The sequence below is a fragment of the Achromobacter sp. NFACC18-2 genome, from assembly GCF_900108985.1.
GTDB lineage: Bacteria > Pseudomonadota > Gammaproteobacteria > Burkholderiales > Burkholderiaceae_B > Achromobacter.
The window spans coordinates 185,275-205,811 of sequence record NZ_FNYM01000010.1 but is presented as its reverse complement, the minus strand read 5'-3'; the positions used below and the strand labels follow the sequence as shown (position 1 = coordinate 205,811).

16 protein-coding genes are annotated in these 20,537 nt (G+C 68.0%); 5 read left to right on the top strand and 11 right to left on the bottom strand.

Translation table 11 applies throughout. The features are described from left to right. Nucleotides 1-5 precede the first annotated feature (5 nt). A complete protein-coding gene (gene pgi / locus BMW75_RS17130; RefSeq protein ID WP_092581096.1) occupies nt 6-1,553 on the top strand; it encodes a glucose-6-phosphate isomerase in 1,548 nt (515 codons plus the stop codon). Here pgi and BMW75_RS17125 read toward each other — a convergent pair. The 10 genes from BMW75_RS17125 to coq7 form a co-directional block, all read right to left on the bottom strand. Beyond that, on the bottom strand, nt 1,543-2,676 hold the full coding sequence (locus BMW75_RS17125; RefSeq protein WP_092581094.1) for a glycosyltransferase family 4 protein: 1,134 nt from the start codon (nt 2,674-2,676) through the stop codon (nt 1,543-1,545). The two genes, pgi and BMW75_RS17125, sit on opposite strands and share 11 nt — an antisense overlap. Continuing rightward, nucleotides 2,673-3,830 carry a glycosyltransferase family 4 protein gene (locus tag BMW75_RS17120; RefSeq protein ID WP_175493202.1) on the bottom strand — a complete coding sequence of 386 codons (1,158 nt, stop codon included), beginning with the start codon at nt 3,828-3,830 and terminating at the stop codon, nt 2,673-2,675. Before BMW75_RS17120 ends, BMW75_RS17125 begins: the two co-directional genes overlap by 4 nt. Further along, a complete protein-coding gene (locus BMW75_RS17115; RefSeq protein WP_092581092.1) occupies nt 3,827-4,942 on the bottom strand; it encodes a glycosyltransferase family 4 protein in 1,116 nt (371 codons plus the stop codon). The genes BMW75_RS17120 and BMW75_RS17115 overlap by 4 nt, the downstream gene beginning before the upstream one ends. 3 nt (nt 4,943-4,945) lie before the next feature. Further along, nucleotides 4,946-6,880, bottom strand: coding sequence for an asparagine synthase (glutamine-hydrolyzing) (gene asnB / locus BMW75_RS17110; RefSeq protein WP_092581090.1), 1,935 nt, complete (start codon nt 6,878-6,880; stop codon nt 4,946-4,948). A gap of 44 nt (nt 6,881-6,924) precedes the next feature. Then, complete coding sequence (locus BMW75_RS17105) at nt 6,925-8,067, bottom strand: glycosyltransferase family 4 protein (RefSeq protein WP_092581088.1); 1,143 nt, start codon at nt 8,065-8,067, stop codon at nt 6,925-6,927. Next, complete coding sequence (murJ, locus tag BMW75_RS17100) at nt 8,068-9,417, bottom strand: murein biosynthesis integral membrane protein MurJ (protein ID WP_092581086.1); 1,350 nt, start codon at nt 9,415-9,417, stop codon at nt 8,068-8,070. Between the two features lies 1 nt (nt 9,418). Next, nucleotides 9,419-10,444: an SDR family oxidoreductase gene (locus BMW75_RS17095; RefSeq protein WP_092581084.1), complete on the bottom strand. Its 1,026-nt coding sequence runs from the start codon at nt 10,442-10,444 to the stop codon at nt 9,419-9,421. Nucleotides 10,445-10,455: 11 nt separating this feature from the next. After that, complete coding sequence (tviB, locus tag BMW75_RS17090) at nt 10,456-11,733, bottom strand: Vi polysaccharide biosynthesis UDP-N-acetylglucosamine C-6 dehydrogenase TviB (protein ID WP_092581082.1); 1,278 nt, start codon at nt 11,731-11,733, stop codon at nt 10,456-10,458. A 93-nt stretch (nt 11,734-11,826) separates the two neighbouring features. Beyond that, nucleotides 11,827-12,933: an MraY family glycosyltransferase gene (locus BMW75_RS17085; RefSeq protein ID WP_056325286.1), complete on the bottom strand. Its 1,107-nt coding sequence runs from the start codon at nt 12,931-12,933 to the stop codon at nt 11,827-11,829. Between the two features lie 766 nt (nt 12,934-13,699). Then, nucleotides 13,700-14,377, bottom strand: coding sequence for a 2-polyprenyl-3-methyl-6-methoxy-1,4-benzoquinone monooxygenase (coq7, locus tag BMW75_RS17080; RefSeq protein WP_092581079.1), 678 nt, complete (start codon nt 14,375-14,377; stop codon nt 13,700-13,702). 132 nt (nt 14,378-14,509) lie between these two features. On the opposite strand from coq7, the gene BMW75_RS17075 reads away from it, so the two are divergent. From BMW75_RS17075 to BMW75_RS17060, 4 genes are all read left to right on the top strand, one after another. Beyond that, on the top strand, nt 14,510-14,953 hold the full coding sequence (locus BMW75_RS17075; RefSeq protein ID WP_076516792.1) for an OsmC family protein: 444 nt from the start codon (nt 14,510-14,512) through the stop codon (nt 14,951-14,953). 119 nt (nt 14,954-15,072) lie between these two features. Next, entirely contained in the window at nt 15,073-16,044 is a 972-nt protein-coding gene (locus BMW75_RS17070) for a thymidylate synthase (RefSeq protein WP_092581077.1), read from the top strand. 409 nt (nt 16,045-16,453) lie between these two features. Further along, the gene (locus BMW75_RS17065) at nt 16,454-18,517 is read left to right on the top strand and encodes a putative bifunctional diguanylate cyclase/phosphodiesterase (protein ID WP_092581075.1); all 2,064 of its coding nucleotides are present in this window, start codon (nt 16,454-16,456) and stop codon (nt 18,515-18,517) included. 72 nt (nt 18,518-18,589) lie between these two features. Continuing rightward, nucleotides 18,590-19,075 (top strand): dihydrofolate reductase, encoded by a 486-nt coding sequence (locus BMW75_RS17060; protein ID WP_092581073.1) that lies wholly within the window; start codon nt 18,590-18,592, stop codon nt 19,073-19,075. Nucleotides 19,076-19,093: 18 nt separating this feature from the next. Here the strand turns inward: BMW75_RS17060 and BMW75_RS17055 are convergent, their stop codons facing one another. After that, nucleotides 19,094-20,512: an aminotransferase-like domain-containing protein gene (locus tag BMW75_RS17055; RefSeq protein WP_092581071.1), complete on the bottom strand. Its 1,419-nt coding sequence runs from the start codon at nt 20,510-20,512 to the stop codon at nt 19,094-19,096. Between the last annotated feature and the right edge of the window lie 25 nt (nt 20,513-20,537).

Genomic DNA, 20,537 nt, shown 5'->3' with positions numbered 1-20,537 from the left:
GCCCCATGTCGTTATCCAACAGCCCCGCGTGGCAGCAGTTCATCGCCGCGACACGCACGGCATCCCGGGATGGCCAGACCCTGCGCCTGATCAATGCCCCCGGGCTGCGCCTGGACCTGAGCGCCCAGGCGCAATCGCCCGAGCTGCTGGCCGCCTCGACGGCCCTGCTGGCGCAGCAGGGCTTCGAGGCGCAACGCGCGCGGTTGTTCGATGGCGGACCGGCCAACTGGACCGAAGGGCGCGCCGCCTGGCACACCGCCCTGCGCGCGGCCGAGCCGCCCGCGATGGTGGCCAAGGCGGTGCTGGCCGAGCGCGAACGCATGCGCGAGTTCGTGCGCACGGCCGATGCGGCCGGACGCTACAGCAGCGTGCTGCACCTGGGCATCGGCGGCAGCGACTGGGGCCCGCGCCTGGTCACCCGCGCCTTGCGCCACGAAGGCGCGCGCCGCGAAGTGCGGTTCGCCTCCAACGTCGACTCGCATTCCGTCGCCGACGCGATGAGCCGCCTGGACCCGCACAACACGCTGGTCATCGTGGCGTCCAAATCGTTCACCACGACCGAACCCTTGGCCAATGCCGAGGTCGCGATGAACTGGTTGCGCCAGGCCGGCGTGGCCGATCCCATCAAGCAGGTCGTGGCGATCACCTGCAACGTCGAGGCGGCGCTGAACCTGGGCATCCTGCCCGACCACATCTTCCAGATCTGGGATTGGGTGGGCGGGCGCTATTCGCTGTGGTCGGCGATCGGCCTGCCCATTGCCCTGGCGCTGGGCAACGACACCTACGACCAGCTCCTGGCGGGCGCGGCGGCCATGGACGAGCATTTCCGCCACGCGCCCCTGGCCGAGAACGCCCCCGTGCAGATGGCGCTGGCTGGGGTCGCCAACCGCAGCGTGCTGGGCTACGACTCGCTCGTCATCACGCCCTACGATTCGCGCCTGTACCACATCGTGCCCTGGGCCCAGCAGCTTGAAATGGAATCGCTGGGCAAGGTCGCCACCGCCGACGGCAGCCCCGCCGGCGTGCCGACCGGCCCAGCCGTATGGGGCATGTCGGGCACGGACTGCCAGCACACGTTTTTCCAGTGGCTGCACCAGGACGCCACGGGCGCGCCCGTCGATTTCATCCTGTGCGAAAAGCCGGACCACGCCTATGCCCGGCATCATGAGCTGCTGGTGGCCAATTGCCTGGCCCAGCGCTCGGCGTTGCTGCGCGGCAAGTCCTTTGAAGAAGCCCTGGCCGAGACGTCCGCCACGGAAAGCGATCCGGCGCGCGCGCGCCTGCTGGCGCAGCACCGCGTGCATCCGGGCGGGCGGCCGTCATCGCTGATCGTGCTGCCGCGCCTGGAGGCCTATACGCTGGGCGCGCTGCTTGCCCTGTACGAACACAAGGTCTTCACGCAGGGCGTGATCTGGGGCATCAACCCCTTCGATCAGTGGGGCGTGGAGTTCGGCAAGGCGCTGGCCAAGAACATCATGCGCGAGCTGGACGCGCCCCAGCCCAGCCAGCAGGACCCGTCCACGCGCTTCTGGATCGACGCGATCAGGCGCTAAGGGCGTCGTACAGCGCGACGTGCGTGCGCGCGACCTGGTCGATGTCGAATTCGCGTTCCGCCAGGGCCCTGCCCGCCGCGCCCATCGACTGGCGCAAGTCCGCATCCCCGGCCAGCCGGGCGATGGCATCGGCCAGGGCCTTGGCGTCGCGCACCGGCACCAGCAGGCCGGTCACGCCGGGCTCGATGGCGTCCCGGCAGCCCGGCACATCGGTCGTCACGACCGCCCGCCCGCAGGCCGCGGCTTCGATCAGCGACTTCGGCAGGCCTTCCCGGTAAGACGGCAGCACCGCGATGTGCGCGGCCGCATATAGCGCCGCCACGTCGGTGCGTTCGCCCAGCGCCTGCACGCAGCCTTCGCGCTGCCAGGCATCGACGTCGGCCTGCGTGGCCGACGTGGGATTGCCGGCATCCAGGCCGCCCACCAGTTGCATCGTCACCGGCACACCGCGCTCGCGTAGCAGCCGGGCCGCCTGCACGAACTCCTGCACGCCCTTGTCGCGCAAGAGGCGCGCCACCATGGTGACGACGACGGGCGGCGCCGGGGGCTCCGGCGAGGGGGTGTAAGCCTGCAGATCCACGCCCGCGCCGCGGATGATGACCACCTGGTCGTCGCGCACCGCGCCCAGCGACTTGAGCAGGTCGCGGTCGTTGGCGTTCTGGAAGATCACGCGGCTGTTGGGATGGCCCAGGGCGATCCGGTACAGCCGCGCCACCACGGCGCGCACCATCCGCATCTTCAGCGAATTGGACAGGAAGACAAAGCCCAGCCCCGAAATCGCCGCCACCATGCCCGGCACGCGCGTCAGGCGCGCGGCAATTCCGCCGTACAGCACCGGCTTGATGGTGACCAGGTGCACGACATCGGGGCGCAGCCGGCGGAACAGGCGGATCAGCGCCAGCAGCGTCCCCAGCTCCTGCAGTGGGTGCTTGCCGCTGCGGGTCATGGGAATGGCGTGGTGGGTCATGCCCAGCGCCTGGATGTCGGCCACGGCCGGCCCGTCCATCGTGGCGACGTGCACGTCGTAGCCCGCCTTCTGCGCGGCCAGCGCGACCGGCACGCGGTGCGACATGAAGAACGCCGGGTTGTTGACGACAAACAGCAGACAGCGGCGGGCGCTCATGCCTGGACTCCAGAAATGCGGCGCCAGACGGCGATATAGCTTTGCACCATGCGCGCAAGGTCGAAGTGTTCCAGGACGCGCGCGCGTCCCGCCTCGCCGGCGCGCTCGCGGCCGCGGGCGGCCACGTCGCACAGCGCGGACTCGATGCCACGCGCCAGGGCCTCGGGCTGCTCGGGCGGCACCACCACGCCGGTGTCGCCCACGATGTAGGCGGCGTCGCCCACGTCCGTCACCACGCAATACACGCCGCAGGCCATGGCCTCGGCCACCACGTTCGGAAAGCCCTCGGCGCAACTGGACAGCACGTGCAGGTCCAGCCCGTTCATCACGGCGGGCACGTCGTCGCTGGGGCCGTTGAGCACCACGCGGTCGCGCAGGTCCAGCTTGTCGAGCAAGGCGCCCAGCGGCGGGTTGTCTTCGGTCATGTCCCGGCCGATCAGCACGCAGCGCAGGCCGGCGTCGCGTCCATCGCGCACCAGCGCGGCCACGGCGCGCAGCAGATTGGCATGGTCCTTGAGCGGATCCCAACGGGCCACGCAGCCGATCACGGGCACGTCCTCGGACAGCCCCCACGCGGCGCGCACCCGCGCGCGCGCCGCCGGATCGGGCGCATAGCGCGACAGGTCATAACCATTGGAAATCACGACCAGCCGGTCGCGCCGGTAACCCTTTTCAGCGTGGCGCTGCGCCGCGTTCTGCGCCGCGCACACGATTGCGCGCGGCACGCTGCCGGACAGCAATGCGCAGGCGCGCAGCACCAGCCGCGCGGACCGGCTGCTGCGTTCGAGGTGTTCGCCGGAGTTGCGGATGCCCCAGGCGATGGCCCGCACGCCCGCCATGCGAGCCGCCAGGCCGCCGATCAGATCGGCGTGATACATCCAGGTCTGCACGGCATGCGGGCGCATCCGGGCGATCAGGCGGCGCAGGGCGAGGAAGCCGCCCAGGCTCACGCGGCCGCGCTTCATGCCCAGGGCGTGCACCGCGACACCGGCCGCGCGCAGCCGTTCGCCATAGATGCCTTCATCGGTCAGCGACACGACCGTGTGCGCCACGCCCGCATCCGGCCAGGTCGCCAGGCGGAACAGCACGGATTCGGCGCCGCCCTGCCCCAGCCCGGTGATGACATGCAGAATGCGCAGCGGCTGGGTGCTCATCGTCCCTCCCGCACCGCTTCGAACAATTCATCCCATTCGCCCAGCACGCTGGACAGCGCGTAGCGCTGGCGCACGGCCGCCGCGGCGCGCGTGCCCAGCTGCTGACGCAGGGACGCATCGCTCATCAGGCGATGCAGGGCATCGGTCATCGCGACGCGGTCGCCGGCGGGCACCAGCAAGGCGTCCTGGCCGTCGCGCGTCATCTCGCGCGGACCGCTGGGGCAGTCGAAGGCCGCGCACGGCAGGCCCAGCGACATGGCTTCCAGGAGAACATTGGGAAAGCCTTCGACCAGCGAACTCAGCACGAAGGCCTGCCCGCGGGCCAGTTCTTCCCAAGGCGCCTCGGTGCGCCCGGGCAGGCTGATGCGCGACTGCAGGCGCAGGCGCGCCACCTGCTGCTCCAGCGCGTCGCGCTCGGGTCCCTCGCCCCAGATGCGCAGGTTCCAGTCGGGGAAATCCGGCGCAAGCTGGGCAAAGATGTCGATCAGCAGGCTGAACTGCTTGTCAGGCACCAGGCGTCCCATGGCCACCAGGGTGCGCGGCGCGCCGTCCTCGTGCTGCTGCACCAGCGGCGCATCCAGCAGCGGCGCGGGGAGCGGATTGGGAATGACGGCCAGGCGCCGGATGCCGGGCACTTGCCGCGCGAACGGACCGGCGGTGCCTTCCGCCTGGACGGTCACCATGTCGGCACGGGGGTAGAGCGCGCGGCGCAGCTTGCGCCACACGGAGCCCGTCGTGGTGTCAGCGACCGGATTGGTGCGCTCGCAGACGATGAGCGGCACGTTCAGGCCGCGCGTGGCCAGGATGGCGGCCACGTTGACGTTGGTCAGGAAGGACACCACCACGTCCGGCCGCGTGTCGCGGATGTGCCTACGCAGCGCCAGCAGGCGCTTGACGGCGGCCATCGCGCCCGACGCGCGGGTGCCTGCCAGGTCCGCCAGCCACGCGAGCTTCACCTTGTCGGACAGGGGGTAGAAGCAGGTGCCCTTGGACGAATAGGTCGGCGTCAGGATGACGGTGTCTCCGCGCTCGGACCATGCGTTGACCAGGGTCGCCGCGACTCTTTCCGCGCCGCCGGCATGCATGGAGCTGACCAGCATCAGTATTTTCATTCGTCAACGGTCCTCAATCGGTCCCCCTTGATCCATGCCCGCCCGGTAGCGGTCCAGCCAGGCCTGCATCATCAGCACGCCCCACAGATGGCTGTCCCAGTTGCGATGGCCGGAAGTGTGCTCGCGCCACTTGCGCAGGATGGGCTCGGGTTCGAACCACCCTTCCTGGCGCAGGCGCGCCGGGTCGAGCAGCGCATCGGCCCATTCGCGCAAGGGGCCGCGCAGCCACGCGGCCAGGGGCACGGCAAAGCCGCGCTTGGGGCGGTCGACCAGGGCCTGCGGCACATGGCGGTGCAGCACCTGGCGCAGCAGCCACTTGCCCGTGCTGCCGCGCACCTTGTACTGGTGCGGCAGGCTCCAGGCGAATTCATAGACGCGGTGGTCGATCAGCGGCACGCGGGTTTCCAGGCTGACCGCCATGGCCGCGCGGTCCACCTTGACCAGGATGTCGTCGGGCAGGTAGGTCACCGTGTCCAGCTTCATCATCGACTCGAAGAAGGTGGATCCCTGCATGGCGCGCTCGAATTCCGACACGGGCTCGACGCCGCCCTTCACCACGCGGGCCGGGTCCGACCAGTAAGACACGAAGAGGCGATAGAACTCCCCGCGCGTATCGGCGCGCAGCAGCTCGCCCAGCTTGCCCACCTTGCCGCGCCAGGCGCCCCGGCCCGGCAGATGGGTGGAGGCGCTGAGCATCGCGCCCGCGGGCTTGCGCAGCAGCCCGGGCACGCGCTCGAACTGGCGCCACCAGTTGTCCACGCGGAAATAACGCGAATAGCCGCCGAAGAGCTCGTCGCCGCCATCGCCGGACAGGGCCACGGTGACGTGCTGGCGCGCCATGCGCGTCACCAGCGATGTCGGGATCTGCGAGGAATCGGCAAAGGGCTCGTCATACATGTCGGCCAGGGTGGGCACGACGGCCAGCGCGTCGTCCGCGGTGACGTAGAGTTCGGTGTGGTCGGTGCCCAGGTGCGTGGCCACGGCCTTCGCGTGCTGCGCCTCGTCGTAGCCCTTTTCATGGAAGCCGATGGCGAAGGTGCGCACCGGCTGCGAGCTTTGCGCCTGCATCAGCGCCACGATGGTCGACGAATCGATGCCCCCGGACAGGAAGGCGCCCAGGCTCACGTCGGACAGCATCTGGCCGCCCACGGCCTTGGACAGCACCTTTTCCAGCGCGTCCGTGGCCTGCGCATCGGACTCGAACGACAGCCGGGACTGCGCGGCCGCATCGGCGGCCGCGCGCGCCGACCAGTACACACGCGGTTCCGGCATGCGCCGGCTGCGGGCGTCGTCGGCCGTGAACTCGACCCATGTGCCGGGCGGCAGCTTGGCGATACCCTCGTAGATGGACTGCGGCGCCGGGATGTAGTTGTGCCGCATGAACGAGGCCAGCGCGTTGCGGTTCAGGTTGCGGCCAAAGCCCGGAATGGGCATCAGCCCCTTCAGTTCCGAGGCGAACACCAGCGCCGCGCCGGAATAGCCGTAGTAAAGCGGCTTCTCGCCCATGCGGTCGCGCGCCAGCACGAGCTTGCGCGAGGCCCTGTCCCACAGCGCGATGGCGAACATGCCGACCGCGGCCTGCAGCGTGGACTCGATACCCAGCGCGGTAAAGCCCGCGAGCAGGGTTTCGGTGTCCGAATGCCCGCGCCACGCAGGCGCCGCCCCCGACTGTTCGAGCTGCTTGCGGATGTCCAGGTGGTTGTAGATTTCGCCGTTGAACACCATCACGTAGCGGCCGCAGGCGGACGTCATGGGCTGGTGGCCCGCTTCGGTCAGGTCCAGAATCGCCAGGCGCACATGCGCCAGCGCCAGGTCGGCGTCAGCGTCTTCCCAGAACCCGTTGCTGTCAGGCCCGCGATGGCGGATGCGCCGGCAGCTCTCCGCCAGCACATGTTCCTTGTTCCCCACCGGGCCCCAAATTCCGACTATTCCACACATGATGAGATTCTCGTGGTCACCGTAGCAACGGCGCGCGCGGGGCCCTAGCGGCCCGTCGCCCGCACGCCGTCAAAAAGTTCCTGCCATTTCCGCAGCACGCGCGCGGCCGAGAAGCGGTCGCGCACGTCCGTTGCCGCCCGCGCCATGCGCGCGCGGCCATTGTCATCGCTCATGACGGCGTCCAGCGCCTTGCACAGCGCGGCCACGTCGCCGTTGGGCCGCACCAGCACGCCGTCGATGCCGTCGCGCACGATCTCGCGGGGCCCGGTATCGCAATCGAACGACACCGCCGCGAGCCCGCTCGCCATGGATTCCAGCAAGGTGTTGGACAGCCCCTCGAAGCGCGAGGTCAGCACGTAAAGATCAGCGCTGTCGTACCAGTCGCCGACGTTGCCGGCGCGCCCCGGCATCGACACACGCGACTGCAGCCCCGCCTCGGTCACCTGCGCCTCCAGCGCCTGGCGCTCGCCGCCCTCGCCCAGGATAACCAGATCCCACGCAGGATGCGATGGCGCCAGCCGCGCGAAGGCCTGGATCAACAGGTCGAATCCCTTGTCGCCATGCAGGCGCCCGACCGCCAGCAGCCGCTTGCGGCCTTCCTGCGCGGCCGGCGGCAGGATGGGCTCGGCGCGCGGCAGGGGGAAGTGGACGGGATTGGGGATGACCGCCAGCCGGGAGCCGGGCACGTGCTGTTCCAGCCAGTCCGCGGTGCCCCGGGTCAGCGCGACCACGCGCGCGGCGCGCGGATAGGTCAGGCGGCGCAGCCGCTGCCAGAAGCCCGACAGGGTCTGGGACGGCGGATGGGTGTGCTCGGTGGCGATAACGCGGCAGCCCAGTCCCGCGCAGGCCAGGACGGACAGCACCGACGCGGTGGTCATCATGCCCAGCACGATGTCCGGCCGGAAGGCCTTGACCACGCGCCGCAGCGCGCGCACCCGCTGCAGGTTGCTCAGGATGCCGCGCAACCCGCCGCCCTCGCCCGCGGTATGCAGGACCTCGCGCCGCACCTTGGGGTGCAGCGCGTAGACGTCGCCTTCGGCGCTGGCCTGCGTGACCACCATGACCTCGCTGCCCTCGGCCGCCCAATGGGCGCTCAGGTCGGCGGCGACGCGCTCAGCGCCCCCGCCGTGCAGGGAATGGATGAACAGCAACACGCGCGCCGGACGGGCGGAGTCGGCTACGGACATTCAATCGGCCTCCTTGGGTTCGGCCTTGCGCATCGCCACCGCCAGGTAGCACGCGAAGGACAGCACATACATGAGGCTGGTCGCCAGCATGATGCCGGCCGCGCCCATGCGGGGCGCAAGCACGGTGTTCAGCACGGCCTTCAGCGCGAAATTGCCGACGGCGATCGCGGCCATGATGCGGTAGCGGTTCTGGCTGGCCAGCAGTTGCACCAGGATCAGCACGCCAAAATAGAACGGAAGCTGCAGCAGCCCCCAGCGCAGCACGTGCGCGACGGCGGCGGTGTTTTCGGCGGTGAACGCGCCCCGCTGGAACAGCACCGACACGCCCCACGGCGCCAGGACCCAGCCCAGCGCCACCGCGGCGGCGCCCGCCCCCACCATCAGCAGCGACCACTTGAGGGCCATGCTGCGTGCGCGCGCCGTGTCGCCGCGCGCCTGCACGTCGGCCAGCACCGGCAGCGCGGCGCGCCCCACGGATACCGCGCCGATGCCCAGCAGCAGCGAAAGCAGCCGGCTGGCGTAGCCCAGTGTCGCGTTGGCGTTGGCGCCCAGGTTGGCGGCCGCGTACTGGTCCAGCGGGCCCACGAAGCTCATGGCAACCTGGCCGATCAGCATCACGCCCGCCGCGCCCATCAGCTCGGGCCAGTGCGGGGATGACAGCGACAGGCGCGGCGCGCCCCAGAATCCGCCGTCGGCGCGCGCCGCCAGCCAGGCCAGCCAGACGGTCTGGATGGCATAACCGACCAGCGTGCCCCACAACAGCGGCCCGACGCCGTCCGCGCTGGCGGCCAGCATGACCCACGCGAGCGTCGTCACGGCCGGCACGCTGTCCAGCAGCGTATTGACGTGCCGCTCCTGCGCGCGCAGCCGCGCGGCGCTGATGCCGGCGACCAGCAGCAATGCCGCCACGGGCGCAAAGGCCACGAGCAGGTCGCCCGTCATGTCGCGCACCTGCGCCGACAGGCCCTGCCCCAGCCGGTCCACCACATAGGGCCAGGCAAACCACGTCAGCAGGGCCAGCGCGACGCCGGCGGCGGCGACCCAACCCTGCAGTTCGCGCAGGAAAAGGGCTTTCTCGGCCCCGCCGGCGCGGTGCAGGCGCACCAGCACCGGAATCAGCACCACCGACAGCACGCCCACGATCGTGACCGGCAGCCAGGTGGCCATGGTCATCGTGAATTGGTAGGCGTCCACGGCGTCGCTGACGCCGTAGCGGTACGCCACCGCCATCTCCTTGATGGCGCCGGCGGCCTTGCCCAGCAACAGAAACACCGCCACCCGGAACGCGCCTTTGAAGATGCGCTGATGGTCCGGGTGGATGTTGCCGAGTTTTCGGACGAGTGCTTTCAAATCAACGCAGGAATTGCGTGTACCAGGGCATGGCGACTTCCAGGCCTTGCAGCACCGTGTGCGTGGGCGCGTAGCCCAGCAGGCGGCTGGCCTTGCCGATGTCGGCCTGGGAGTGACGCACGTCACCCGCGCGGAAGTCGCCGTAGACCGGCTGCTTGCCGTAGTCCACGCCCTGGTTGCCCAGAGCCTGCACCAGGAAGCTGAAGAGCTGGTTCAGGGTGCTGCGGCCGCTGACCGCCACGTTGTAGACCTGGTTGCGGGCCTCGGGCGCGGCCATCGCGCCCAGGATGTTGGCCTGCACCGCGTTTTCCACAAAGCAGAAATCGCGGCTGGTCTCGCCGTCGCCATTGATGGTGACGTCCTTGCCCTGGATCATCGCGGCGGTCCACTTCGGGATCACGGCGGCATAGGCGCCGTCCGGGTCCTGGCGCTTGCCGAACACGTTGAAGTAGCGCAGGCCCACCGTCTCGAAACCGTACGAGCGCGCGAAGACGTCGGCGTACAGTTCGTTGACGTACTTGGTCACCGCATAGGGCGACAGGGGCTTGCCGATGTTTTCTTCGACCTTGGGCAGGGCCGGATGGTCGCCGTAGGTGGAGCTGGACGCCGCATAGACGAACGACTTGACCTTGGCGTCGCGCGCCGCCACCAGCATGTTCAGGAAGCCGCTGATGTTGACTTCGTTGGTGGTTATGGGGTCATTGAGCGAACGCGGCACCGACCCCAACGCGGCCTGGTGCAGCACGAAGTCCACGCCGTCGGCGGCGCGTCGGCACGCGTCCAGGTCGCGGATATCGCCTTCGATGAAGGTGAAGCGCGCCCATTGTTCCGGGGAGACGGACGCGCGCACCTCGTCCAGGTTGCGCTGGTGGCCGGTGGCGAAGTTGTCCAGGCCGGTGACGGTCTGGCCCAGCTTGAGCAGGGTCTCCAGCAGGTTCGAACCGATGAAGCCGGCGCAGCCGGTCACCAGCCACTTGCGCGGCGCGGCGGTCAGTTCCTGGGTGACAGTCTCGAATCGTGTGGTCATCGCTGGATCCTTTACAGACGCAGGTCGGAGTCGGCGGGCGACAGCACGTACTTCAGGTCGTACAGGATGTGGTCGGCCTTGCCGAGCTTGCGGATGCCCGCCGCGCCCATGTCCTTGAACTGGTTGTGCGCCACCGCCAGGATCACGGCGTCGTACTTGCCTTCCTCGGGCTTGGCCACCGGGGTCAGGCCGTACTCGTGCATGGCTTCGTCGGCATCGACCCACGGGTCGTAGACGTCCACTTCGACGTTGTAGTCGCCCAGCTCGCGCACGATGTCCACGATGCGCGTGTTGCGCAGGTCGGGGCAGTTTTCCTTGAAGGCAAGGCCCATCACGAGCACGCGCGCGCCCTGCACGTGGATGCGGCGCTTGGTCATGCACTTGACCAGCTGCGACACCACGTAGCCGCCCATCGAATCGTTCAGGCGGCGGCCCGCCAGGATGATTTCAGGGTGGTAGCCGATGGACTGCGCCTTGTGCGTCAGGTAGTACGGATCCACGCCGATGCAGTGGCCGCCCACCAGGCCCGGGCGGAACGGCAGGAAGTTCCACTTGGTGCCGGCCGCCTGCAGGACGGCTTCGGTGTCGATGTCCATCTTGTTGAAGATCAGCGCCAGCTCGTTGATCAGCGCGATGTTCACGTCGCGCTGGGTGTTTTCGATCACCTTGGCGGCCTCGGCCACGCGGATGGTCGGCGCCTTGTGCGTGCCGGCGGTGATGATTTCCTTGTAGAGCTGGTCCACCAGTTCGGCGACTTCCGGCGTGGAGCCGGAAGTGACCTTCTTGATGGTGCTGACGCGGTGTTCCTTGTCGCCCGGGTTGATGCGCTCGGGGCTGTAGCCGGCGTAGAAGTCCACGTTGTACTTCAGGCCCGACACGCGCTCCAGGACCGGCACGCAGTCTTCCTCGGTGGCGCCGGGATAGACGGTGGATTCGTAAATCACGATGTCGCCGCGCTTGAGCACCGCGCCGATGGTCTCGCTGGCCTTGACCAACGGGGTCAGGTCCGGCTGCTTGTACTCGTCGATGGGAGTCGGCACGGTCACGATGAAGACGTTGGCTTCGCCCAATTCAGCGCGATCGGCGGTGTAGCTCAGCTGTTTGGCTTCGGCCAATTCGGCATCGCTGACTTCCAGCGTGTGGTCGTGGCCCGCCTTCAACGCGTCGATACGGCGCGTGTTGATGTCAAAGCCGATGACCGGGCGCTTCTTGCCGAACTCCACGGCCAGGGGCAGACCGACGTAGCCAAGGCCGACGACAGCGAGTTTCACATCCTGGATTCGCAACATAACTCTCCCTTCACCGTAGAACGTTTACGGCATTTTAAAGATGGTCTGGTGATGGATACCGAGCCCCCGGCGGCGATCGCCGGGGCACTCAAACTAATCGGTGGTTCGCAGCACGGACGGCAGCAACAGCCAACCCGGGCGGCGCCAGGAGACCAGGCGCGCATACAGCCAGATGTAGACGCTGGCGAAGACAACCAGGCTGGCGCTCAGGGCCCAGGCGTTGTCCCACCAGATCGTGGCCGGCACCAGCCCGATCAGCGCCAGGACCCACATGTACGGGGACGCCAGCGCATTGCAAAGCGCGGGCACGGCATGGCGCCGGCCGCGGCTGAAGGTGACACGGACCAGGCGGCGGAACACGAGCTGGTGCAGGTGCAACGCATCCGGCTGGTCCACCGGCACACCGCGCTTGAAGCGCCGGCGCCAGATCGAGAATCCGGTTTCGAAGACGGGGTAGAACAGGACCGCCAGGGCATAGAACGGCGACACCGACGGGTTGCGCACAACCAGCAGCACGGCCAGCTCGGCCAGCATGAAGCCCAGGAAATACGCGCCGCCATCGCCCAGGAACACACGCCCGAACGGGAAATTCCACACCAGGAAGCCCAGGGTCGCCGACGCCAGCGCCGCCGCCACCAGGAAGATCGGCACGTCGCCGACCTGCAGCGCCACGAGGCTGATGGACACCGCCATCAGGGTGGCGACCATGCCGGCCAGGCCGTTCATGCCGTCGACGATGTTCAGGGCATGGGTACAGCCGCCCACCGCGAACATGGTGAACAGCAGCGAGACCGGCCAGAACGAAAGCACGTAATCCACAGGCGCCATGCCGACACGGCTGACGCCGCCAAGCAGCCACCACGCGATGGCCGCGGACAGGAAGGCCGCCAGCAGGCGTTTGCTGGCGCCGATATCTTTGGTGATGTCTTCAAGCAAGCCGGCCACAAAAACGGGCAACGCCGCGACGAAGAGCGCGGGCCACAGCCAGGTAAGGGTCATGTTGCTGGGTCCGAGGACCAGCAAACCGGCCAGCGTACCGGCAAGCACCGCCAGACCGCCGACGCGGGGCGTCGCGCGGGAATGATTGGCTTGGGGCTTGTTGAGGTCGCTATCGCCGGTAAAAGCGCCATGCCAGCGCTCGGACGCCACGATGAGTCCCCCCACCATGAACGCGACCACGCATATATACAGCCAGGTCACTGGATCACCTCTGGTTGGTCTATCGAGACAGGCCCGCCATTATCGGAGGCAGGTGTAACGCCCATATATGGGAGGGATAAAGAAGTGCAATTCCGCGGCACAGAACGTAACTCGCGCAAGCGGGCGTTGTGTCCGCCGCGCAGGTGACAGGAAGGCGCTGGCGCGCCAGCGCCCGGCAGTACTGGTTTCATGAAGCGATTGTAGAGCGTTCCGCCCGCGGGCACGCGAAATATCCAAGGGAAAACGCGAAGTCCGACGAGCGGCAATGCGCCGGCGGTCTGGCGCGGCGGACTTACCGCTTCTAACAAATAGGGACAGAATAATCCGAGGCAAAAAAAAGCCCGAGATCGTGAGATCTCGGGCTAAATCCACCAAAGGAGGAGGGTGGAGGAGACAACCGTGGCATGTTGGGAGCGGGCCTTCTGCTCACTGCGCTGACGGGGTTTTTCACCGCGCCGTCTGCGTTTCAACATCCGATGACTGAATAGTACCCATGTTTTTTGTGCGTTGCAAGAATTTTTTTGCGCTGTTTTCAGCGAGGGTTCCTGCGTTGCTTTTTCGCCGCAAATTTTGCGCGCCCCCTGTGGAAAGCCGCGCCAATCAACGTCCTTCCAAAAAACCGGGTTTGTGCCGAAGGGGTTTACCCGTTGCGGACTAACCCTAGAAAACAACGGGTAATCCCACCCTGGAAATCGCACCAAATAGGTGCATCAGGCACCACGACGCAGCCTGATTTGCGCATTGCAACATTTTTAGCGGCCCCGTTTCAGATCCAGTAGGCGGTGGTCGTCATGACCTTGGACATGGCCCGCATGGCCGATTTCACGGGCGTGGGCAGCGGCACGCCCCCCGCCTGCTCGGCGCTGGCGCGGTGCTGGGCCTCGTCCTCTTTCATCCTCTGGACGATCTGGCGCGACCGTTCGTCTTGCACCGGCAAGGTGCGTAGATGTTCGTCCAGATGGTCCTCGACCTGTCTTTCGGTTTCGGCCATGAAGCCCAGATTGCGCGGCACCCCGGCCACGCTCGCCATGAGGCCGAGGGCAAACGACCCGGCGTACCAGACCGGATTCAGCAGGCTGGGACGGCTGCCCAGTTCGGTCAGGCGCTCGTTGCACCAGACCAGATGGTCGACCTCTTCGGCGGCGGCGTTGAGCAGGAGCGCGCGGGGCGCGGGGTCCCGGCACACGGAGGCCTGGCCGCGGTACAGCGCCTGGGCGCAGACTTCGCCGACGTGATTGACCCGCATGAGCCCGGCCGCGTGGCGTTTTTCCTGCGCCGACATGGCTTGCGGCGATTCCTGCGCGGTGGCCGGATACGGCCGGCCGGCGCTGGCGCTGCCCGACAATACCCGCAACGCGCGATCCGCTTCGGCCAGCAAGGCGTCGAGGGGACCGTGGCGGCGCCGAAGCGAGACGGGACCGGGTTTGGGCAACGTGGTGGACATGGCAGCTCCTAGGCAAATCAGACGCACTCCGCCCCTATCGCGGGGCGGGGTTCTCGTGTCCGGGATTGTACGCAACGGGTATCATCAGCCATTGACTGCGCTCAAGCGCTCAAAGCTCAAGGACTCACGCAAATGGAATGCACGATCGACTGGGGCGGCCCCAATGGCATGCTCTTTACCGCCAGCACGGGCAGCGGCCATGTGGCCGTGATGGACGGCGCCGTGGACGGCGGCGGACACAACCTGGCGCCCCGCCCCATGGAAATGCTGCTGGCCGGCACGGGCGGCTGCACCGCCTATGACGTGGTGCTCATCCTCAAGCGCGGCCGCCACGCCGTCACCGGCTGCAGCGTCAAGCTGCAGGCCGAGCGCGCCGATGCCGACCCCAAGGTTTTCACCCGCATTCACTTCGCTTTTACCGTCACGGGCCGCAACCTGCCGCGCGCGGCGGTCGAGCGCGCCGTGCAACTGTCCCACGAGAAATACTGCTCGGCCTCGGCCATGCTGGAAAAGACCGCGGCCATGACTTTTTCAGTCGACATCGTCGACACCCAGGAAGCCGCCGCCACCGCCTGAGCCGCCCCGCGCGGCCGTGGTGTAATTCGGCTTGCCTTATCTTCATACAGGCGCCGCCGCGACACAATCGCGGCGGCGCGCGTGCTTGACCCGCCGGGCGGGCAGGCACAAGGATCGCCATGAAACAATACCTGGACCTCGTTCAATCCATCCTAGACACGGGCTCGTGGCAGGAAAACCGCACCGGCATCCGCACCCTCAGCATGCCGGGCGCCTCGCTGCGCTTTGACCTGCAGCAGGGCTTTCCCGCCGTGACGACCAAGAAGCTGGCCTTCAAGTCGGCCATCGGTGAAATGGTGGGTTTCCTGCGAGCCTCCCGCAGCGCGGCGGAATTCCGCGACCTCGGCTGCAAGGTCTGGGACCAGAATGCCAACGAAAACGCCCAGTGGCTGGCGAACCCCTACCGCGAAGGCCCGGATGACCTCGGCCCCGTCTACGGCGTGCAGTGGCGCCAGTGGCCGGCCTACAAGGTGCTGGACGCCAGCCGCACGGCGCAGATCGAAGACGCCCTGTCGCGCGGCTACGCCAAGGTGGCCGACCTGGACGAAGGCGGCGCCCCCAAGGTACTGATGTACAAGGCCGTCGACCAGTTGCGGCAATGCCTGGATACCATCCATGAGCGTCCGGGCGACCGCCGCATCCTGTTCCACGGCTGGAACTGGGCCCAGATCGAGGAAATGGCGCTGCCTCCCTGCCACCTGCTGTATCAGTTCCTGCCCAACGCCACGACGCGCGAGATCTCGCTTTGCCTCTATATCCGTTCCAATGACGTGGGCCTGGGCACGCCCTTCAACCTGACCGAAGGGGCGGCCCTGCTGCACCTGGTGGGACGCCTGACCGGCTACACGCCCCGGTGGTTCACCTACTTCATCGGCGATGCGCACATTTACGAAAACCATCTGCCGATGCTGCGCGAGCAACTGACTCGAACGCCGTACGAGTCTCCCCGCCTCGTCCTCTCGGACCGCATCCCCGATTTCGCCGTGACGGGCCGCTACGAGCCCGAATGGCTGGAAAAGGTCGAGCCGGGCGACTTCTCCCTGTCCGGCTACACCCATCACGCACCGCTCACGGCCGCCATGGCCGTTTGATTTGTGCGCCGGCCGCGCGCCGGCGCCCGCCTTTCAGGGCGCATCAACAACGCGCCGGGCAGCCGCCCGGCCCCCGGTTCCTTGCACGCCCCACAGCAGGTGAAGATTGGTGAGCTTCTGGAAGCGCGTTTTCGGTATAACCCATCCCTTAGCCACGGACGCGCGTCCAGCATGCTGCGCGCCCCGCCGCTTTCGACCGGCTCCATGGGCGCGCCATGCCGCTCGCCCGAACTCCGCCGACCGCTGGCGTTGCTCCGCCCGATCCCCCATCCCTATAAAGAGAGTGTGAGAATAGCCAGCGTCGAGAGCAGGAACCTCCTTGCGTTCGGAATGCAACTGTTGACTACCAATTGATTTGAAATTCGTGCCCCGCGCCGCGGCTGTATGCGCTTAGGACAGGACCTCACAAATGCTCGTTGGAACTTATAACCCTTCGCTCGTCCTCGTATCCCTAGGGGTCGCCGTCCTGGCGTCATACACGGCGTTGGGCATGGCCAACCGCGTGAGGGCATCGAGCGGGCTGCCCGCCGCGAAGTACTGGCTGGCGGGCGGCGCGTTCGCGATGGGGGTCGGGATCTGGGCCATGCATTTCGTGGGCATGCTCGCGTTCAGCCTGCCCATCGCGATGGGCTACGACCTGCCCCTGACCGTGCTGTCCCTGGCCATCGCCATCGGCTGCTCGGCCTTCGCGCTGTGGATGGTCTGCAAGGACGAATTGCCCGCCGGGCGCCTGGCCGCGGGCGCCGTGCTGATGGGCTCGGGCATCGCCGCCATGCACTATCTCGGCATGGCCGCAATGCGCATGTCGCCCGGGATCGACTACGACCCGCGGTGGTTCGCGCTTTCCGTGGTCATCGCCATTGCCGCCTCGGGCGCGGCGCTGTGGATCACGTACCGGTTGCGCCAGGATGGTCCGCGCGTGGCGCTGTCGCGCCCGCTGGCCGCGGTGGTCATGGGACTGGCGATCGTGGGCATGCACTATACGGGCATGGAGGCGGCGGGCTTTCCGGCAGGCAGCATCTGCATGGCCGCCGACGCCGGCATCTCGGCCGGCTGGCTGGCCATCGCCGTGACCGCCGTCACGCTGAGCGTGCTGGCGATCGCCCTGGTCGTCGCGGTGCTGGACAACCGGCTCGAAGCGCGCACGTCCGCCCTCGCCTCGTCGCTGGCCGAGGCCAACGAGGAACTGGTGCAGCTCGCGCTGCACGACACGCTGACCAAACTGCCCAACCGCATTCTTCTGGAAGACCGGCTGGAACAGGCCATCGAAAGCGCCAGCCGCCGCCGAGGCCATTTTGCGGTGCTGTTCTTCGACCTGGACGGCTTCAAGGCGGTCAATGACGCCTACGGACACCACACCGGGGACGCGCTGCTCATCGACCTGGCGCAACGCATCCGGCAGGCCCTGCGCACCCAGGACACGGTCGCCCGCCTGGGCGGCGATGAATTCATCGTGCTGAGCGAAGTGCTCGAACCCACCGACGCGGCCAACGTCGCCGACCGCCTGATCGACGCCATCGCCCGCCCCGTCACGGTCTACGGCCACGAAGTGCTGGTCACGTCCAGCGTGGGCATTGCGGTCTATCCGAACGACGGCGAGGACACGCACGCCCTGCTGACCAATGCCGACGCCGCCATGTACCACGCCAAGCGGCTGGGCGGCACCGGCTACAGCTTCTTCGAGCCCTCCATGAACGCGGATGCGCACGAGCAGATCGAGCTCTTGCACGACCTGCGCCTGGCGCAGGAGCGCGGCGAGTTCGTCCTGCACTACCAGCCCAAGTACGAGGCGCCTGCCGGCCCGATCATGGGCGCCGAGGCGCTGCTGCGCTGGAACCATCCGACGCGCGGCCTGGTGGGCCCGGACCAGTTCATCCCCACGGCTGAGAAGACCGGCCTGATCCTGTCGATTGGCGATTGGGTGATCAACGAGGCCTGCCGCCAGATGCGGGAATGGATCGACGTCGGCCAGGGCCACTGGACCATCGCGGTGAATATCTCGGCGCTGCAGTTCGCGCATGCCACCCTGGTCGAAACCGTGCGTTCGGCGCTGGCGCGGCATGCGATCCCGCCGTCCTGCCTGACGATCGAGGTGACCGAATCGACGGCCATGCGCGACGCCGAAGCCAGCATGACGGTGCTCAAACGCCTGTCCGAGCTGGGCGTGACGATCTCCATCGACGACTTCGGCACGGGCTACTCCAGCCTGCTGTATCTGAAGCGGCTGCCAGCCACCGAGCTGAAGATCGACCGCGGCTTCGTGAACCAGCTCGATCACGACCATGAAGACGCGGCCATCGTCGCGGCCATCGTCGCCCTGGCGCAGCAGCTCAATCTGCGCATCGTCGCCGAAGGCGTGGAAACGGCGGCGCAGCAGAAATTCCTGACCGGGCTGGGTTGCGATTCGTTGCAGGGATTCCTCCTGGGCAAGCCCATGCCAGCCACCGAATTCCTGGAACACGCGGTGCAGTGACCGGCCGGGGCCGGCGCAATTTGCTACGCTTACGGCGTTTCTCCGGCCCAACCCTTACCGTTGCCAGCACGCATGCCCGCCAGCCTTACCCTGATCGTCGCCTACTCCCTCAATCGCGCCATCGGGCGCGACAACGCCCTGCCCTGGAAGCTGCCGGGCGACCTGGCGCACTTCAAGCGCAGCACGCTGGGCCACCCCATCATCATGGGCCGCAAGACCTGGGACTCGCTGGGCCGCCCCCTGCCCGGCCGCAGCAACATCGTCATCAGCCGCAACCCCGATTTCAGCGCCGCCGGCGCCATCCTGGCGCCGACGCTGGAGGCCGCCGTGGCCGCCTGTGGCGACGTCCAGGAAGCCTTTGTGATCGGCGGCGCGCAGATCTACGCGCAGGCCCTGCCGCTCGCCCGGCGCGTGCTGGCGACCGAGGTCCATGCCGAGGTCGAGGGCGACGCGTTCTTCCCGCTGCTGCCGTCGTTCCAATGGAAGGAAACGGCGCGCGAGCCCCAGCCCGCCGAGAACGGCTACCGCTACGACTTCGTCACCTACGAACGCGTCTGATGTCCTGGCCGGGCCGGCCTATGCCGCGCCCGCATTGCGCATGAAGCGCCAGAGCGCGGGCGCCGCCGAATACGCCACATTGAAGCGCACCCACGGCGTGTCGGCCTCATCGGCCTCGAAGTAGGACCCGGGCGCCAGCCAGATCCCGTCCTTGAGCGCCAGCTCCGCCAGGCCGTTGGCGCCGCGTTCGCGCCATTGCCCCGCCACCTTGGCCCACAGGAACAGCCCGCCCTGCGGCCGTCCATGGATCTCGAAGCCATGCTGGCGCATCTGTTCGGCCACTTCCGTGTGCGCCTGCGCCAGCCGCTCGCGGGTACGCGCGATGTGCGCGCGGTATCGGCCTTCGCGGATCACTTGGTGCACGATGCGTTCCATGATCTCGGGCGTGGTCAGGCCGACCGCCATCTTGGTGCGCGCGATGTCCCGGACCAGGTCGCGGTGCGCCACCACATAGCCCACCCGCACGGACGGGCTGATGACCTTGGAGTAGCCGCCCAGGTAGACGACCCGGCGCGCGCCGTCCAGCGCCGCCAGCATCGGCGTCACGCCCGGCGCCAGTTCGCGCGAGATGTCGTCTTCGATGACCCACAGCCCGTGGCGCTCGGCCGCCTGCAGGATGCGGAACGCATTGGGCATGCTGATGCTCGCCCCCGAGGGATTCTGCAGCGCGGTATTGATGAAGAGCGCGCGCGGCCGGTGCTGGGCCGCCACGCGCTCGAGCGCGTCGCAATCCAGGCCGTCGATGCTGCGCGGCACCGCAATGACGCGCAGGCCCGCCAGGCGCAACAACTGCAGCAGGTTGGCATAGGCCGGCTGCTCGACAACGACCGTGTCGCCGGGCCGCAGCAAGGTGCGGATCACCGTGTCCAGGCCATGCGTGACGCCCTGCGTCAGCAGCACCTGCGACACCTCGACCTCCATGCCCTGCGCGCTCAGGCTGGCGGCGATGGTCTCGCGCAGCGGCGCGTAGCCATACGGATGGCCGTAGTTCGCGATGCGCATCGCCGGCACGCGCCCCATGTGGCGCAACGCCATGTGCAGCCCTTCCTCGTTCAGCCACTCGCCCGGCAGCCAGCCGCAGCCCGACTTGATGGGGATGGAATGGTCCGCGAAGATGTCCGACAGCAGCCACCCGGCATTCAGCCGGGGCGGCTCCCAGGACAAGGGTTCGGCGCGCCGCGCCGGCGCGTCCGGCGAGGCCACCCGGTAGCCCGCGCCGGGGCGGGCGGCCAGCCAGCCCTGCGACACCAGGCGGCTGTAGGCGCTGGCCACCGTGAAGGTGCTGACACCATGCTGGCGCGCAAACTCGCGGACCGAGGGTAGGGACATACCCGGACGCAGGGTCTGCGCCTCCACGGCGCGCAGGATGGCCGCGACCAACTGCTCGACGAGGGTGGGCGCGGCCCCGCGGCCGCGGATGGGTTGGAAGTCGATCACGGACTAACTGTACAGTTGTGGTGCC

Coding starts and splice junctions, on each gene's coding strand:
- pgi (WP_092581096.1), top strand. CDS start 6: ATGTCGTTATCCAACAGCCCCGCGTGGCAGCAGTTCATCGCCGCGACA.
- BMW75_RS17125 (WP_092581094.1), bottom strand. CDS start 2,676: ATGAGCGCCCGCCGCTGTCTGCTGTTTGTCGTCAACAACCCGGCGTTC.
- BMW75_RS17120 (WP_175493202.1), bottom strand. CDS start 3,830: ATGAGCACCCAGCCGCTGCGCATTCTGCATGTCATCACCGGGCTGGGG.
- BMW75_RS17115 (WP_092581092.1), bottom strand. CDS start 4,942: ATGAAAATACTGATGCTGGTCAGCTCCATGCATGCCGGCGGCGCGGAA.
- asnB (WP_092581090.1), bottom strand. CDS start 6,880: ATGTGTGGAATAGTCGGAATTTGGGGCCCGGTGGGGAACAAGGAACAT.
- BMW75_RS17105 (WP_092581088.1), bottom strand. CDS start 8,067: ATGTCCGTAGCCGACTCCGCCCGTCCGGCGCGCGTGTTGCTGTTCATC.
- BMW75_RS17095 (WP_092581084.1), bottom strand. CDS start 10,444: ATGACCACACGATTCGAGACTGTCACCCAGGAACTGACCGCCGCGCCG.
- tviB (WP_092581082.1), bottom strand. CDS start 11,733: ATGTTGCGAATCCAGGATGTGAAACTCGCTGTCGTCGGCCTTGGCTAC.
- coq7 (WP_092581079.1), bottom strand. CDS start 14,377: ATGTCCACCACGTTGCCCAAACCCGGTCCCGTCTCGCTTCGGCGCCGC.
- BMW75_RS17075 (WP_076516792.1), top strand. CDS start 14,510: ATGGAATGCACGATCGACTGGGGCGGCCCCAATGGCATGCTCTTTACC.
- BMW75_RS17070 (WP_092581077.1), top strand. CDS start 15,073: ATGAAACAATACCTGGACCTCGTTCAATCCATCCTAGACACGGGCTCG.
- BMW75_RS17065 (WP_092581075.1), top strand. CDS start 16,454: ATGCTCGTTGGAACTTATAACCCTTCGCTCGTCCTCGTATCCCTAGGG.
- BMW75_RS17060 (WP_092581073.1), top strand. CDS start 18,590: ATGCCCGCCAGCCTTACCCTGATCGTCGCCTACTCCCTCAATCGCGCC.